Annotated in this window: 18 protein-coding genes; 12 read left to right on the top strand and 6 right to left on the bottom strand. The window is 65.2% G+C overall.

Annotated elements, in window-relative coordinates; all coding sequences use genetic code 11:
- Positions 1-183: 183 nt before the first annotated feature.
- The 12 genes from THIX_RS20925 to THIX_RS20870 all read left to right on the top strand — a co-directional run bounded on the left by THIX_RS20925 (position 184) and on the right by THIX_RS20870 (position 11,519).
- A complete protein-coding gene (locus THIX_RS20925) occupies positions 184-636 on the top strand; it encodes a pilin (RefSeq protein WP_112487754.1) in 453 nt (150 codons plus the stop codon).
- A 204-nt stretch (positions 637-840) separates the two neighbouring features.
- Positions 841-1,542: a transposase gene (locus THIX_RS20920; protein ID WP_112487753.1), complete on the top strand. Its 702-nt coding sequence runs from the start codon at positions 841-843 to the stop codon at positions 1,540-1,542.
- Complete coding sequence (locus THIX_RS20915; protein ID WP_146748647.1) at positions 1,532-3,613, top strand: tetratricopeptide repeat protein; 2,082 nt, start codon at positions 1,532-1,534, stop codon at positions 3,611-3,613. Before THIX_RS20920 ends, THIX_RS20915 begins: the two co-directional genes overlap by 11 nt.
- 13 nt (positions 3,614-3,626) lie before the next feature.
- Complete coding sequence (locus THIX_RS20910; protein ID WP_112487751.1) at positions 3,627-3,863, top strand: addiction module protein; 237 nt, start codon at positions 3,627-3,629, stop codon at positions 3,861-3,863.
- A complete protein-coding gene (locus tag THIX_RS20905; RefSeq protein ID WP_112487750.1) occupies positions 3,848-4,159 on the top strand; it encodes a type II toxin-antitoxin system RelE/ParE family toxin in 312 nt (103 codons plus the stop codon). The genes THIX_RS20910 and THIX_RS20905 overlap by 16 nt, the downstream gene beginning before the upstream one ends.
- A complete protein-coding gene (locus tag THIX_RS20900; RefSeq protein WP_146748646.1) occupies positions 4,156-6,282 on the top strand; it encodes a hypothetical protein in 2,127 nt (708 codons plus the stop codon). Before THIX_RS20905 ends, THIX_RS20900 begins: the two co-directional genes overlap by 4 nt.
- 132 nt (positions 6,283-6,414) lie before the next feature.
- Positions 6,415-7,323: a glycosyltransferase family 2 protein gene (locus tag THIX_RS20895; RefSeq protein ID WP_112487748.1), complete on the top strand. Its 909-nt coding sequence runs from the start codon at positions 6,415-6,417 to the stop codon at positions 7,321-7,323.
- Between the two features lie 55 nt (positions 7,324-7,378).
- The gene (locus THIX_RS20890; protein WP_112487747.1) at positions 7,379-7,606 is read left to right on the top strand and encodes a type II toxin-antitoxin system Phd/YefM family antitoxin; all 228 of its coding nucleotides are present in this window, start codon (positions 7,379-7,381) and stop codon (positions 7,604-7,606) included.
- Positions 7,603-7,989, top strand: a complete 387-nt coding sequence (locus THIX_RS20885) for a type II toxin-antitoxin system VapC family toxin (protein WP_112487746.1) — start codon at positions 7,603-7,605, stop codon at positions 7,987-7,989. Before THIX_RS20890 ends, THIX_RS20885 begins: the two co-directional genes overlap by 4 nt.
- Before the next feature lie 88 nt (positions 7,990-8,077).
- Positions 8,078-9,538: a flippase gene (locus tag THIX_RS20880; protein ID WP_158540971.1), complete on the top strand. Its 1,461-nt coding sequence runs from the start codon at positions 8,078-8,080 to the stop codon at positions 9,536-9,538.
- Complete coding sequence (locus THIX_RS20875; protein WP_112487744.1) at positions 9,535-10,578, top strand: bifunctional 2-polyprenyl-6-hydroxyphenol methylase/3-demethylubiquinol 3-O-methyltransferase UbiG; 1,044 nt, start codon at positions 9,535-9,537, stop codon at positions 10,576-10,578. The genes THIX_RS20880 and THIX_RS20875 overlap by 4 nt, the downstream gene beginning before the upstream one ends.
- 5 nt (positions 10,579-10,583) lie before the next feature.
- The gene (locus THIX_RS20870) at positions 10,584-11,519 is read left to right on the top strand and encodes a glycosyltransferase family 2 protein (protein ID WP_112487743.1); all 936 of its coding nucleotides are present in this window, start codon (positions 10,584-10,586) and stop codon (positions 11,517-11,519) included.
- 74 nt (positions 11,520-11,593) lie between these two features.
- On the opposite strand, the gene THIX_RS20865 is transcribed toward THIX_RS20870, so the two are convergent.
- The 6 genes from THIX_RS20865 to THIX_RS20845 all read right to left on the bottom strand — a co-directional run bounded on the left by THIX_RS20865 (position 11,594) and on the right by THIX_RS20845 (position 14,880).
- The gene (locus THIX_RS20865) at positions 11,594-11,845 is read right to left on the bottom strand and encodes a DUF5615 family PIN-like protein (RefSeq protein WP_233224666.1); all 252 of its coding nucleotides are present in this window, start codon (positions 11,843-11,845) and stop codon (positions 11,594-11,596) included.
- Positions 11,829-11,963 (bottom strand): hypothetical protein, encoded by a 135-nt coding sequence (locus THIX_RS24670; RefSeq protein WP_256359995.1) that lies wholly within the window; start codon positions 11,961-11,963, stop codon positions 11,829-11,831. Before THIX_RS24670 ends, THIX_RS20865 begins: the two co-directional genes overlap by 17 nt.
- Positions 11,960-12,190 (bottom strand): DUF433 domain-containing protein, encoded by a 231-nt coding sequence (locus THIX_RS20860; protein ID WP_112487742.1) that lies wholly within the window; start codon positions 12,188-12,190, stop codon positions 11,960-11,962. Before THIX_RS20860 ends, THIX_RS24670 begins: the two co-directional genes overlap by 4 nt.
- 153 nt (positions 12,191-12,343) lie before the next feature.
- Positions 12,344-12,571 carry a hypothetical protein gene (locus tag THIX_RS20855; RefSeq protein ID WP_233224665.1) on the bottom strand — a complete coding sequence of 76 codons (228 nt, stop codon included), beginning with the start codon at positions 12,569-12,571 and terminating at the stop codon, positions 12,344-12,346.
- Positions 12,572-12,697: 126 nt separating this feature from the next.
- Positions 12,698-13,726, bottom strand: coding sequence for a glycosyltransferase family 2 protein (locus tag THIX_RS20850; RefSeq protein WP_112487741.1), 1,029 nt, complete (start codon positions 13,724-13,726; stop codon positions 12,698-12,700).
- On the bottom strand, positions 13,723-14,880 hold the full coding sequence (locus THIX_RS20845; RefSeq protein WP_112487740.1) for a glycosyltransferase: 1,158 nt from the start codon (positions 14,878-14,880) through the stop codon (positions 13,723-13,725). The genes THIX_RS20850 and THIX_RS20845 overlap by 4 nt, the downstream gene beginning before the upstream one ends.
- Between the last annotated feature and the right edge of the window lie 11 nt (positions 14,881-14,891).

Here is a 14,891-nt window from a genome sequence, read left to right as displayed (position 1 = left end):
GGTGCGGAGGCGCGAAGCGTGAACGGGTTCACGAAATGCAGGCCGCCGCGGGCTGGCACAGATGCTGCTCCTATCGGCATGCCCCTCAGGGGGGACTGTTCACCAACCCATCGCGGACCGGCGTCAACACCGGTGATTCTCAGGCGCGGAGTCCGCGGCTTTGACACTTCTAGGAGCTCTCAGATGAAGAAGCAACTGCAACAAGGCTTCACCCTGATCGAATTGATGATCGTGGTGGCCATCATTGGTATTTTGGCGGCGATTGCGATTCCGGCGTATCAGAATTATGTGATTCGTGCGCAGGTGACGGAAGGCATGTCGCTGGCTGATGGGGTCCAGACTGCTGCTGCAGAATACTACACCAATCGTGGAGTATTCCCATCAAGTAATACATCGGCTGGCGTGGCCTCTGCAGGTTCCATTACAGGCAACTATGTCTTAAGCGTTGGTTTGAGTGCAGGTTCGGCAACAGGTGGCCTCATCACTGTGACATTTAACTCCACCAAAGCGAACAAAGCAATTCAAGGCCAAACGCTGTTGCTTTCTGCTGTAGTCCCAACCGGCAGCGGTTCGATTCAATGGATTTGTAAGGCAGGTACTATCAGCAAAAATTATCTTCCTTCTTCTTGCACCTAAATCGCCTTCTACGGGACTTTAACCCGCCGCAAGGCGGGTTTTTTCTTTATTTACCCCACCGCTCCCTCTGGGAAAGAGAGGGGAAAGGGGGACAGACCCCGTTTTCACGTTTTAAGAGGGGAAAGGCGGACAGATCCCGTTTTCACGTTTTCAGTTACCGTTTTCAGTTATCCTCGCCGCATCGTCGCTCTCCATCGCCTCCCCATGCCACGGCGCCCACGGCTCACGCTGTCCCATGTCCCGCTGCATCTGATTCAGCGCGGCAACAATCGGCAGGCGTGCTTCTTTGCCGATGAGGACTACCGTGCTTACCTCGACTGGCTGCTGGATGCAGCGCACAAGACCGACTGCCGCATTCACGCTGATGTGCTGATGACCAATCATGTGCATCTGTTGCTGTCCTCCGACCATGCGGCTGCGCCCGGGCTGCTGATGAAAACCCTCGGCCAGCGGTATGTGCAATATGTCAACCGCACCTATCGGCGCACCGGTACGCTGTGGGAGGGCCGGTTCCGCTCCAGTCTGGTGCAGCAAGATGGGTATTTCCTGGCTTGCCAGCGCTATATCGAATTGAATCCGGTGCGGGCGCGCATGGTGGAGCATCCGGGCGATTATCGCTGGTCGAGTTACCGCAGCAACGCGCAAGGCGAGGAGGATGCGCTGATTCAGGCGCACGCCGTTTATACGGCCTTGGGCGCGAACACCGCCGAGCGGCAGGCGGCGTATCGTGATTTGTTCCAATTCGAGCTCGCACCCGGACTTGTGGATGAGATTCGCGCCGCCCTGCATGGCAGTCATGCCCTCGGTGATGTGCGGTTCGCCCAAGAATTGCAACGGACACTCGGACGCCGCGCCATACCTGGAATCCCGGGCAGACCGAAACCGCCCTCCCAACATGGGGTCTGACCCCATTTCGGAAAAAAGGGGGGACAGACCCCATTTTTTGTGGATCGCGGCGCTGTCGGCCATCCTCCTGCTCGGCCTGCTGGCGTATTGGCCGGGATTGGCCGGCGGGTATGTGTTCGACGATTTCGGCAATCTGGTGGACAACGCCGCGTTCGCCCAAACGGCGCTTCACGCCCACTTCTGGCGCGCCATCTGGAGCGGCCATGCCGGGCCACTGGACCGGCCGCTGTCGATGCTGAGTTTTGCGGCGCAAATGGAGTTCACCGGCATGAACCCATGGCCGCTGAAGCTGGGCAATGTGCTGCTGCATCTGTTCAACGGCTGGCTGGTGTGGCTGCTGTCGGCGCGCGTGCTGGGGTGGCTGGAGCGCGGCTCATCAGCAGCGCGTCCAGGCGGATGGCTGGTGAGCGCGCCGACCCTGGCCTTGTTGGTCACCGCCGCCTGGGTGCTGGCTCCCATTCAGCTCACCGCCGTGCTGTACGTGGTGCAGCGCGAGGAGGCGCTGGCGTCGTGCTTCGTGCTCCTGGGTCTGCTCGCCTACTGGCATGGGCGCATGCGGCTGATCGAGGGCAGGCGCGGGGCCATGGCCTGGATTTGGGGCAGCCTGGCGCTGGGCACGGTGCTGGCCGTGCTGGTGAAGGAAACCGGCGTCATGCTGCCCGCCTACGCCTTCGTGCTGGAGTGGGTGGTGCTGCGCGGGGCGCTGACGGCGAACGTGCATGCGCCCACCCCGAATCGCCCGGCCATCAGCCCGCTGATCCCCGTTTATCTCGTGCTGCTGTTCATCCCCGGCGTACTGGGACTGGCGTGGCTGCTGCCGAGCGCACTCAATGGCTCGGCCTACGCGGCGCGGCCTTTCACCTTGAGCGAACGCCTGCTGACCGAAGGCCGGGTGATGGTGGACTATCTGCGCTGGATCGTCCTGCCCACGCCGAATGCGCTGAGCCTGTATCACGACGATCTTCGCGTCTCCACCGGCTGGCTGTCGCCCTGGACCACGGCGGCGAGCTGGGCGTTTCTGGCCGCATTGCTGGCGGCTGCGCTGTGGCTGCGCAAACGGCTGCCGCTGTTTGCGTTCGGCGTGCTGTGGTTCTTCGCCGGGCAGTCGCTGCTGTCCACCTTCGTGCCGCTGGAGCTGGTGTACGAGCACCGCAACTATTTGCCGGACTGGGGCGTGTTCCTCGCGTTCTTCAGTCTGCTGTTCACATGGCGCCCGCCGGACAAGGAACGCCGGGGCACATTGCGCCTGCTCACCGTGGGCGGCATGGCGGCGCTGATCGCGCTGTATGGCCTGTTCACCGTGCTGCGCGCGCAGGTCTGGGGCGATCCGTACCGGCTGGCGTATTTCGAGGCGACCACGCACCCCCGGTCGCCCCGCGCCAGCTACGACCTGGGGCGGATGATGCTCATCATGGCCAAGGGCACCGACAGCACGCTGTTCCAGTTCGGCATGCGGCAGATGGAGCAGGGCGCGCTGCTGCCCGGCGCCGACCTGCAACCCCTGCAGGCGCTGGTGTTCATGGCCGCGAAGAACGGCCTGCCGGTGCAGCCGCGCTGGTGGACCGAGATGCGCCACACCATCGCCACATCACCCATGAGCGCGGAGGACGTGGGCTCGCTCTACAGCCTGATTCAGTGCGGCATCAACGGCGTGTGCCGCTACACGTCCGGCGACTTGCAGCAGCTCGGCGGCGTGATTGCTTTTGCCGTGCGGCGCAACCCGAACCGCCCCGACCTGATCACGCTCCAGGCCAACTTCGCCGCCAACCTGGTCCACGACAATCCGCTGGCCTACCACCTGATGCTGCGCGCCGTGGCGCTCGACCCCGGCAAGTACGACTACTGGAAGAATCTGGTGGTGATGCAAATGGCGGCAGGACTGTATGGCGACGCCGGCCATGTGCTGGAGCGCATGCGCGAGCTGGACCGGTTGGGCATCCACCGGGATGAGATACGCAAGTTGGCGGGGGAGTTGGCAGAGAAGGCGGACGGAAAATCGGCGCTTGGACACGCCGCAGCCAAGCCACCACATACGCACACAACCCTCGCAGACGCGACAGCCAGCGAGTGATAATGTGCACACCATGAACGCCAGCCAAGTAGCCGAAATCCTTGCTCTGCCGCTGCAGGAACGTATTCGCCTTGTCGAGCTGATTTGGGACAGCGTGGCCGCCATGCCTTTGGCGCACGAACTGTCACCCGAAGTGCAGGCCGACTTGCTGGAACGTCTGCGTGTCGATGAAGCCGAGCCGGACGCTGCTGGATACTCTTGGGATGATGTGAAGCAGCGCTTGCGTGACGGCACATGGCGTTCCGTCTGAGCTTTTCCGCCCGTGCGCTCAGCGACATCGGCGCGGCACATGACTGGTATGCCGCGCAAGCCTCCGGCCTTGGCAATGAGTTTCTCGCCGCAGTGGATCTGCAAGTCGAGCGCCTGAAGCAAGCCCCTCATCTGTACGCGGAAGTTCTGCCCAGGGTGCGGCGAGCGTTGCTGCCGCGCTTCCCCTCTGGCCTCTTTTTCGCCCTGCGGGGCAATGACATTCGCATCCTGGCCGTCTTGCATCAAGCGCGAGGTCAACGCGCCTGGCCAACAGGGCGCTCAGGAGCCAGCGAATGATGCGGCGCACCCCGATCGCAGCCGCCTCCGAACAATCAGCACTTCTACAGCGCTCGATGTGGCGTCCTCTCCTCGCCCTCGCCGCCCTGTTGGCCATCGCCTGGCTGGCCTACTGGCCGGGGCGCAACGGCCCCTTTTTGTTCGACGACTATTCCAACCTCGCCACGCTGGGGGACTACGGCCGCATCGATACCTGGTGGAAGGTGGCGGCCTTCCTCACTTCGGGCTTCGCCGGGCCGACGGGCAGGCCGCTGTCGCTGGCGACATTTCTGCTCGACGCGCGCAACTGGCCCGCTGCGTCCGAACCATTCAAACTGACCAATGTCGCCTTGCATCTGCTCAACGGCGTGCTGCTCGCGGGCTTGAGCGCGGCATTGGCACGCGCACTCGGCATGGCGCGCAGGCCAGCGGCCTGGGCCGGGGTGCTGGCCGCGGGGCTGTGGCTGCTCGACCCGTTTTGGGTTTCCACCACGTTGTACGTGGTGCAGCGCATGACCATGCTGGCCGCCACCTTCGTGTTCGCCGGGCTGTGGGGCTACGCGCATGGGCGGGCGCTGCTGGGACAGGGGCGCAAACGTGCGGGCTATGTGTGGATGAGCGTGTCGCTGACGCTGGGCACGCTGCTTGCGGTGCTCAGCAAAGAGAACGGCGCGCTGCTGCCGCTGCTGGCCTGGGTGCTGGAGGCGCTGGTGTTCGACCGCAACCACGCCGCGTTGGAACAGGGCGGGCGCGCGTTTCTGGCCTGGCGCTGGGCGTTCATCCGGCTACCGGCGCTGGCGGTGCTGGCTTACCTGGCCCTGTACCTGCCTGGGCTGTGGACAGGCGCCACCGCCGGGCGCGACTTCACGCCGCTGCAACGGCTGCTGACCGAAAGCCGCATCGTCTGGACGTATCTGGGCGACATCTGGCTGGCGCGCACGCACGATGGCGGCTTGTTCCACGACGACATCGTCCTGTCCACCGGGCTGCTGCAGCCGCTGTCCACACTGTTTGCGGTGCTGGGCATTCTGGCGCTGCTCGTGTTCGCTGCGCTGTCGCGCTGGGCGCGGCATCCGGTGGTTGCCGCGGCGGGCGCGGCGGTGGGGTTTTATCTGGCAGGGCAGGTGATGGAGTCGACCTGGCTGCAACTGGAACTCGCCTTCGAGCATCGCAACTATCTGCCTGCGGGGTTGATGTTCTTCCCGCTGGCGCTGGCGCTGGTGCGGGCCCTCCCCAATCCCCATCCCGGCCCTCCCCACGCGTGGGGAGGGAGCGTTCTTACCTCCCCCACCGGTGGGGGAGGTCGGGAGGATGATGTCGCTTCACCACGCCCCAGCCGCTGGCCGCTTTGGCTCGCCATCGCCCTGCTGGCGCTGTTCGCACTGCAAACCGCGCGCCGTGCGGAAGTCTGGGGCAAGCCTTTTCAACTGGCGCTGGTGTGGGCGCATGAACACCCCGACTCGCCGCGCGCGCAAGGCTATCTGGCCAATGAATGGACCCGCGTGGGCAACAACCCCGAAGCCGCCAGGCTGCTGAGCGCCGCGCTGCAGCAGCATCCGCACAGCCTCATTCTGCTCATCAACCGTGCCGGCGTGGCATGTGCCCAAGGCGAGGCCCCAACCGGCCTGCGCGCGGCCTTGTTGCAGGCCGCAGGCCATGCGCGCCTCACCGACAACGTGACCCAATACCAGTTCGGCAAGCTGCTGGACGGCATGGGCCAGTGCACCGCTTTCGGGCCGGACTTCGAGCTGCGGCTCATCGACACCGCCCTGCGCAACCCGCAGGCGCAAGACGCAACGGTGCGGCGCGATCTGCTGCACCGCCTAGCGCTGCGCGCCCTGGCACACAACGACGTGCAGCAGGCCTACACGCTCGACTTGCAAGCCTTGCGCCTGCCCGACTTGCCCGTGGGCGCGCGCCTGCGGTTTTCAGTGGAACTGGCAAGCGCCGGACAGCAGCAACTGGCGCTCGATCTGCTCAACGCCGTGCCTTCGCCGTTGGCACGCATTCGCGGCTGGAGCATGGCCGCCATCCACCAGCGCTGGTTGCGGCATGTCGGCTTCTATCAGCACAGCGAAGCGCATTTGCGCAAGGTGCTCGCCGCAGAAATCGCGGCGAAAGCGCCACCGCCTGCCGCACGATAATGAACCGATTGCCAGCAAGCCGGAAGGATTTGCCATGACCGCCGCCGTGAAATGTGCCATTGACAAAGCCCCGCGAGCGCGCCGGTGTAGCGCCAGCGAAATGCCGCCATCGGGCCTTTGGGCGGATTGACCATGCTTCTGACCCGGCCGGAAACCCTTGGCCTGCCCGCCGACCCCGTTGCGCAAGCCGCCCGCCTCTCCATCATCCTCCCCGCCCGCAACGAGGCGGGTGCGGTCGGCAGGACTGTTGCGGGCATTCGCGCGCTCTACCCCGAGGCCGAAATCATCGTGGTGAACGACGGTTCCACCGACGCCACCGCAGCCGTTGCCGAGCAGGCCGGCGCGCGCGTCATCAGCAAACCCTACGGCATGGGCAACGGCGCGGCCATCAAAACCGGCGCGCGCGCCGCCGGCGGCGAGGTGCTGGTGTTCATGGATGCCGACGGCCAGCACGACCCCGCCGACATCCCCCGGCTGCTCGCCAAACTCGCCGAGGGCTACGACATGGCCGTCGGCGCGCGTGGCGATGGCTCCCAGGCCAGCGTCGGGCGCGGCCTGGCCAACGGCCTGTACAACCGCCTCGCCACCTGGATGACCAACCACGAGGTCGCCGACCTCACCAGCGGCTTTCGCGCCGCACGGGCCGCCAAGTTCCGCGAATTCATCCACCTGCTGCCCAACGGCTTTTCCTACCCCACCACCTCGACCATGGCGTTTTTCCGCAGCGCCTACCCGGTGGCCTACGTGCCCATCGTGGCCGCCAAGCGCGTGGGCACCAGCCACATTCGTCCCCTGCGCGACGGCGTGCGCTTCCTGCTCATCATCTTCAAAATCGCGACGCTCTATTCGCCGCTCAAACTGTTCGCCCCGGTGGCTGCGAGCTTCTTCCTGCTCGGCCTGGGCAACTACGCCTACACCTTCACCATCGGCCACCGTTTCACCAATATGAGCGCGCTGCTCATGAGCGCTGCGGTCATCGTCTTTCTGATCGGCCTGATCTCCGAGCAGATCACCAACTTGACCTACAAGCGGGACGGGTGACAGTGCCCGCGTCCAGCGGTAGACTTAGTCAAGCAACTTAGCTAAGGTGATCGCCATGCCCCAAATCGTCAACGTCCACGACGCCAAAACGCATCTCTCGCGGCTGATTGACCAGGCGCACGCAGGGGAAGAAATCATCCTGGCCAAAGCGGGCAAACCGTATGCGCGGTTGATGCCACTGGCAAAGCCCGCCAAGCGCCGCCTGGGCATTCTGCAAGGGCATGTGGACGACACCTTTTTCGACCCCCTGCCGGAGGAGGAACTGAAGGCCTGGGAAGCATGAGGCTGCTGCTCGACACCCACATTTTCCTCTGGGCCGTGCTGGAGCCCGAGCGCCTGCGCCCGCACCTGCGCTCGCTGCTTGAAGACCCCGACAACGCCCTGCTGGTGAGCGCGGTATCGGCCTTCGAGATCGCCACCAAGCACCGGCTGGGCAAGCTGCCTGGCGCTGCAGTCCTGCTCGATCAGTATGCCTTGACCCTGCGCGAACTCAGTGCCAGCGAACTCCCCGTCACGACAGCGCACGCACTCAAAGCCGGAAGCTGGAACACGCCCCACCGCGACCCGTTCGAGCGCCTGCTGGCCGCACAAGCCAGTGTCGAGCAACTACCACTCGTCAGCGTCGATGCGCTCATGGCAGAGTTCGGGATTGAGATCGTTGCATGAGTTCAGCGTTCTGCCCTCCACTTTCCCCGAGCCATGGGGTGCTTGGGAACGACAGGTCGTTGCCGAACATGAAGTTCACACCCAACCCATGAGCCGCAAGGTCGCCCAAAACGCCTTGTGGAATGTCAGCGGGCAACTGGTTTCGCTGGGCGTGGGGCTGGTGGCGCTGCCCATCCTGCTGCACGCGCTGGGCGCGGCGCGGCTGGGCGTGTTCACCCTGGCGCTGGGGCTGATCGGGTTTTCCGGGCTGTTCGATCTCGGCCTCAGCCGGGCACTCACGCAAACCGTGTCGAGCAGCCTCGGGCGGGGCCGTTCGCGCGGGCAGGTGGCGGCGCTGGTGTGGCGCGTGATTGGCCTGCTCGCCGGGTTCGGCGTGCTGTGGCTGGTCGTGTTGTGGTGGGCCGCGCCGTTTCTGGTGGGCCGGCTGTTTTCGCTCAGCGGCGAGATGGCGCGCGAAACCATTTTCGGCTTGCGCGCGCTGGCGCTGTCCATCCCGTTCGCGCTCGCCGCCACCGGGGCCATGGGCACGCTGGAGGGCTTGCAGCAATTCCGCCTGCTCAGCCTGTGGCGCATGCCGATGAGCCTGCTGCAGTTCGGTCTGCCGGTGGGGGTGGCGCTGATCCGCCCCGACGTCGGCTGGGTGATCGCGGCGCTGGCCGCCACGCGCGTGGTCTGGCTGCTGCTGTGGCTCACGCAATTGCATCGCCAGTTGCCGCGCGAACCCGGCGTCACCGCGAGCCGCGCCGACCTGCGCCACGCGCTGCGCTTCGGCGGCTGGTTGTCGCTGAGCAACCTCATCGGCCCGCTGATGGTCTATGCCGACCGCTTCTACCTCGCCAGCCAGTTTCCGCCGGCGGTGGTGGCGTATTACACGGTGCCGTTCGATACCGCGTTTCGCGCCACGTCGCTGCCACAAACCGCAATGAACGCGCTGTTCCCGGCGCTGGCCGAAACCCAGTCGCGGCCCGAAGCCTCGACGCGGCTTTTGGCCCTCGCCATCCGTGCCGTGGTGGTACTGGTGTTGCCCGTGGTACTTGTCGGCGCAGTGTTCGCGCACCCGTTGCTGACGCTCTGGCTCGATGCAAGTTTTGCGGGCCCGGCCACACCGGTGCTGCAACTGTTGCTGATCGGCATCTTCCTCAACAGCGCCGCGCATCTGCCCTATGCCCTGCTGCAAGCGCATGGCCGCTCGGACCTGACCGCCAAGCTGCACCTGCTGGAACTGCCGGTGTTCGCCGTGCTGCTGGTCGCGGGCGTGCATGCGTTCGGCATCACCGGCGCGGCGCTGGCGTGGACGCTGCGCGTGACGCTGGATGCCGCGCTGCTGTACTTCACCGCCTGGTGGCGGCATCGCGCGCAGCGCGCGGCGCTGGCGCGTGGTGTGGGCCTGCTGTGCCTGGCGGCCGGCGCGCTGCTGTGGGTGGTTTATGCGCTGCATGGCCAAGCGCAACTCGCGCTCACCGTCGTCCTCGTCGCGGCCTGTGCGTTCGCGGCGCTGCGCATGCTGCGCCTCACCCGGCTGGGCACCCACAAGGAAATCACGCCATGAGCGAAACCCCACGCCCCTGGCCACAGGCTGACCTTGAATCCGTGCCGCGCTGCCCGGTGTGCGGCAGCGCCGAGCGCGTCCTGCTCTACAGGGGGCTGACCGATCGCGTGTTCTGCGTCGCTGATGGCGCGTGGGATTTGTACCGCTGCGCGCAGTGCGCCAGTGGTTATCTCGACCCCAGGCCGACACCTGAGAGCATCGGTCGCGCCTACGCCGGCTACTACACCCACGACGCCGAGGATCATCCCATCGTGCGCCGCAAGGGCCGCATCCGCAGCCTGCTGCACGACTTGATCAACGGCTATCAAAACCACCGCTACGGCCTGCAGCGCAGCCCGGCGTTGCCGATCGGGCGCTGGCTGTTGCCGCTGCTGCCGTCGCTGCGCACGGCGGCCGATGCGGAATGCCGCCATCTGCCGCCGCTCCCAGCAGGCGGCGGGCGCTTGCTCGATGTGGGCTGCGGCAATGGTGGTTTTCTGATGCTGGCCCGGCAAGCCGGATGGCAGGTGGAAGGGCTCGATTTCGACGTTGGCGCGGTGCAGGTCGCACGCTCGCGCGGACTGGAGGTGCATCACGGCGGCATCGAGGTTCTGGGCGGGCGCAGCGCCTGCTACGACGTGATTACCCTGTGCCATGTCATCGAGCATGTGCATGACCCCGCTGCCACCTTGCGCCACTTGCATGCATTGCTCAAGCCGGGCGGCGTGCTGTGGCTGGATACCCCGAATTTGGCCAGCCTCGGCGCCGCCCGGTTTGGGCCGCACTGGCGCGGTCTTGAAACGCCACGCCATCTCGTTTTGTTTTGCCCTGCGTCCATGAGCGATGCATTGACGAAAGCCGGATTCCATTCGCTGCGCCAATACTGGCGCGGCTTGTCGTTGTTCAATGTTTTTGCGCCTAGCGAGGCGTTGGCACGTGGCGAATCTGCGAATGATGCCAGCCACCAAGGCCGTCCCCCGCTGCGCGATGCGCTCGCCGAGTTGCGCGAAATGGCGCAGCCCGCGCGCCGCGAATTCATCACCCTCTCGGCGCGCAAGTAAACCGCATGCAGCCATCCGCCAGCAGCAGGGTGTTCGCCGTGGTCGTGGCCTATCTGCCCGACACCGAAGTGTTGCGCGACCTGCTCGATGCACTGCTGGCGCAGACCTCGGGCGTGTTCGTGGTGGACAACACGCCCGCGGATGACCGCCGCGTGGAAACGCTGTGCGCGGCGTTTGCGCAAGACCCGCTACGGCTGATCCGTCTGGGAAGCAACCTCGGCATCGCCCATGCGTTGAACGTGGGCATCGACGTGGCATTGGCCGCAGAGGCCACGCATGTGCTGCTGAGCGATCAGGACAGCCTGCCCGCACCCGACATGGTGGCCGAACTGCTGCGCGCGCAGGATGCGCTGACGCGCGCGGGGCGGCGCGTCGGTGCCGTCGGTCCCACGTATACCGACCGCCACACCGGCATCACCTTTCCATTCCAGGCCGAAGTGCCGGGCAAGTTCTTCTACGGCCACCGGCGAGCCGATGCCACGCATCCCACCATCGAGGCGTTGACGCTGATCACCTCCGGCACCCTGATTCCCGCGCCGGTGCTGCGCGAGCTCGGGCCGATGCGCGAGGATTTTTTCATCGACCATGTGGACATCGAATGGAGCCACCGCGCGCGTGCCGCGGGTTTTTCACTGTTCGGCGTCGGCGCGGCGGTGATGTTTCACAGCATGGGCGAGCACGCGCTGCGGGTGTGGTATTTCGGCTGGCGGCAAGAGAGCGCGTACAGCCCGGTGCGGGTGTACTACCGCATCCGCAACTTCGTGGCGCTGTGCCGCCTGCCGTCCATCCGCTGGCGCTGGAAGTTGCGCAATGGCTGGTACTGGCTCGGTTTTGTCTATACGCAAACCGTGTTCGGCCAGCAGCGCCTGGCGGCTTTGCGCATGGCTGTGCGCGGACTCTGGGACGGCCTGCGGGGACGCATGGGGCCGTGGCGGGGGTGAGGTGGGGCGCGATGGGTTGATCCAGCGCCTGTGAAGCCGAGGAGCACGACTGGTTCTGCCGAAAGGGTTCGGCCTTACCTCGGCGGCAACGGCAGCACGCGCAGGCGGGTACGGCTCGTGTCGACCGTGAGCAACGCGCCTTGTTCCATCTCGGATGTCATCTGCCGCAGGGCGATGACGACCAGCGTGCCAATCACGCCCGGGCTGACATCCTCGGCGCGAATTTGCGCCACGCTGGGTTTGTCGCCATGGGTGGCGGCGAGAATCGAGCTGAAGTCCAGATCGTGCGTGAGCACAACCCAGTTGTGTTCACGCGCATACGCCATGATTTCGGCGTCTGGCGCGTTGTTCGGCCCCACTGTTGACCCGTGCGGCCTTGATTCGCGCGTCGGCCAACAGGTCGATCCAGCGCGGCGACAGGTTCATGTCGACAAGCAGCTTCATGCAGTCGCCAGCGTGACCTCGCGTTCTTCGGCTCGCCATGCGGCGTAGCGCAGCGCCTGCATGATGTCCTCGCGCTCCAGGTAGGGAAAGTCGGCGAGGACTTCATCGACGCCGTGGCCCGCGCCGATCTGGCCGACGATCATGCCGACCGTGACGCGCATCCCACGGATGCACGTCTTGTCGCCCATCACTTCGGGCTGTTGGGTGATGCGATCGAGCTGTGCCATGACTTGCTCCTCCTCAAAGTCCGCTCTGATGGTAACGGGTTGCGTCTGTTTTTCCGTGCCGCAGCGCGGTTGCGGCGGCGCGCGTCGGGCCGCTACGCGCCATGGTGCGCGCATTATGAGCAGGCAGGATGGACGTTGTCAGAAATATTGACGTCAAGCTGTCGCAAGCCGGGCGAACTGGTTTCGTGGCAACAGATGTTTGAAGTCGGCATCGAAGCTGACCAGGCGCTCGCCTTGGTGCATGACGGCGGCGGCGAGCCAGGCATCGGGCACGGCATTGGCGCTCAGCGCCTTGCCGGTGCACAGTTTGCGCAGGGCGTGCCATTCCCCGCCCAGGGTCGGCTGCAGCACTCCCGGCGAGGCGAGCAGGGCATCAAGCATGGGTGTCGGCTGGACAAACACTTTCGGATGCGTCACCAGCCGCAGGAAACTCGCAATCACCAGGGTTGCAACGTCAAAAAGCCTGTCTGGAGGAAATCGTGCGTGGAGACTGAGCTGCGCGCGGGTTTAACGAATTTCTGGTGCGCCGTGGCGCAGCAGCATGCGAAGCTTGTGCGGCCACCAGCGGAAACGGCGCATGTAATGCCAGCCTGAAAGCGACTTGCGCGCGCGCAAGTCGCGCCGCAGCGCCAGGATGTTGCCGTGCTGCCGCCAGAGATCGGGAAGGATCGCTCCGTAGATGCGCCGCACCTTGCCGCGCCCCGCACCACTCAGCCATAGAAATACGGCTTCCACACCCAGCAGCAGCGCGTGGAGGGGCAGCAGGATCAGCAGCGCCCACATGGGGTAGCACAGCAGCATCGCCGCGGTCTTGTTGCGCTCGCTGAGGGCGCGGCGGCGTGCGGTGGTTTTGAGCTTGTCATCCACCACCTTGCCGCCTCCGAGATTCTTGCCGATCCAGTGATCGAATCCGGGTGCATCCAGAACGCGTGTGGGGTAGCCCAGCAGGCGCGCGGCCTGGCACAGGTAGATGTCCTCGGCGATCGACTCGAACCAGGGCGGAAAGCCGCCCACGGCTTCCCACACCGTGCGTGGCACCCACAGGCACGCGCCAGTCGCTGTGGCGACCTCATGCGTACCGATGGTGAACACCGGGATGGGGTTCATGAACAGGTCCAACTCGTAGCCGCGATCCACCAGACTGCCATCATGGAGGGTGTATTGCGGCAGGCCGAGCACGGCGGGATGCGATGTCCTCTCGGCTTCGCGCAGCAAGGCATCGAGACTGCCCTGGCGCAGCGTGGCATCGTTGTTGAGCAGCAGCAGGTAACGCCCTCGTGCTGCAGCAGCCATGCGGTTGTTGCTGAGGCAGAAGCCGACGTTGTCGTGGCTTTCGATGACCCGCACGTCGGGATAGCCGCTGCGCACCAATGCGAGCGATGCGTCGTTGGATGCATCGTCGTGCAGCAGCACCTCGAAGCTGCATTCGCAGTGCTGTGCGTATACCGATTGCAGGCAATCGCGCAGCACGCCCTCCCCGTTGTAGTTGGGAATGCAGATGCTGATGTCAGGCGGCGTGGTCGCGGCTTCGGTCATGGCTGCGCCTTGTGTGCTGCAAGCAGCCGTTGCAGCGCCGGACAGAGCTGTTGGGTGATGGTCTGCACCGAAAGCCGCTGCCGATAAAGCATTTGGCCGCGCTGGCCGATGGCGGGTAGTGCATCGCGATGCGCAGCACACCAGCGTAGGGTGCTGGCGAGCGCGGCGGCGTCGGCCTGCGGCACCAGCAGGCAGTTGTCCTTGTCGATGAAGCCTGAGGCTTCGTCGATGGCGCCAATGACCGTGGCCTTGCCCAGCGCGAGGCTTTGCGAGGTTTTGCCGGTGACCACGCGCCGCGCTTGCGGCGTGCCGCCGAACGGCCCGCCCAGGCATACATCGGCACGCGGAATTTCAGCGCCAACCAGTTCATCCAGCGGCACCCAGCGCCGATGGGCGTAGTGCGTGACGCCCCGTGTGGCGCACAGACGATGCAGGCGCTGTGCTTGTCTGGCGCTGCCGCCGACAAAGTCGAATCGGATCGGCAAATCAGCCAGTTTTGCCGCGGCGGCGATGATCACATCGATGCCGTGCAAAGGCAGCATCGAGCCGTAGAACAGCACACTGAGGGGCGCATCGGCGGCGGCAGGCGTGGCGGCTAAATCGGCAGACGCATTCGCCTCCACCGCACCCACGGGAACGGCCAGCAGTTTGTCTTGCGGCAGACCAAATTGCCTGACGTAGAACGCCACATGCTGTTGTGTGTCGGTCAGCACCAGGTCGGCGCGTCGCAAGATGCCGCGCTCGAACCGGTGCAATAGCGGCGCGAGCAGTCGGCCCAGAAAACCTGCCTTGTTTTCCTCGCGCAATGCGGCTGAGGGAGACATCAGCGCATCAAACACCAGCGGTTTGCCGCGCGTGAGCCAGCGCACTGGCCAGAACATCTCGTGACCACGAAACCCCAGTATGTAAATATCCGGCGCGGGTGTCTTGCGCAGTTGGCGCAGCGCGCGCCAAGTTTCGAAATAGCGCGCCACGCCGGAGCTGTGATTGCGCGCCAACAGCAACTCGATGCCGGAGCAGTTGCCCAGTGCGCGCTGCAGGCTCAGGCTGCGGATGTAGTTGGGGGCACGGTAGGCGAGAACGTAGGCGACCCGCAAAGCGCGCTTGTTGGTCGTGATGGTCGGGTCGGTGCCACTTTCAGCGTGGTCAATCATCGGCTTTGCAT

Source organism: Thiomonas sp. X19, assembly GCF_900089495.1.
GTDB lineage: Bacteria > Pseudomonadota > Gammaproteobacteria > Burkholderiales > Burkholderiaceae_C > Thiomonas_A.
Note: the sequence above shows the minus strand (reverse complement) of the source record. Positions and strands in the feature narration are given on the sequence as shown.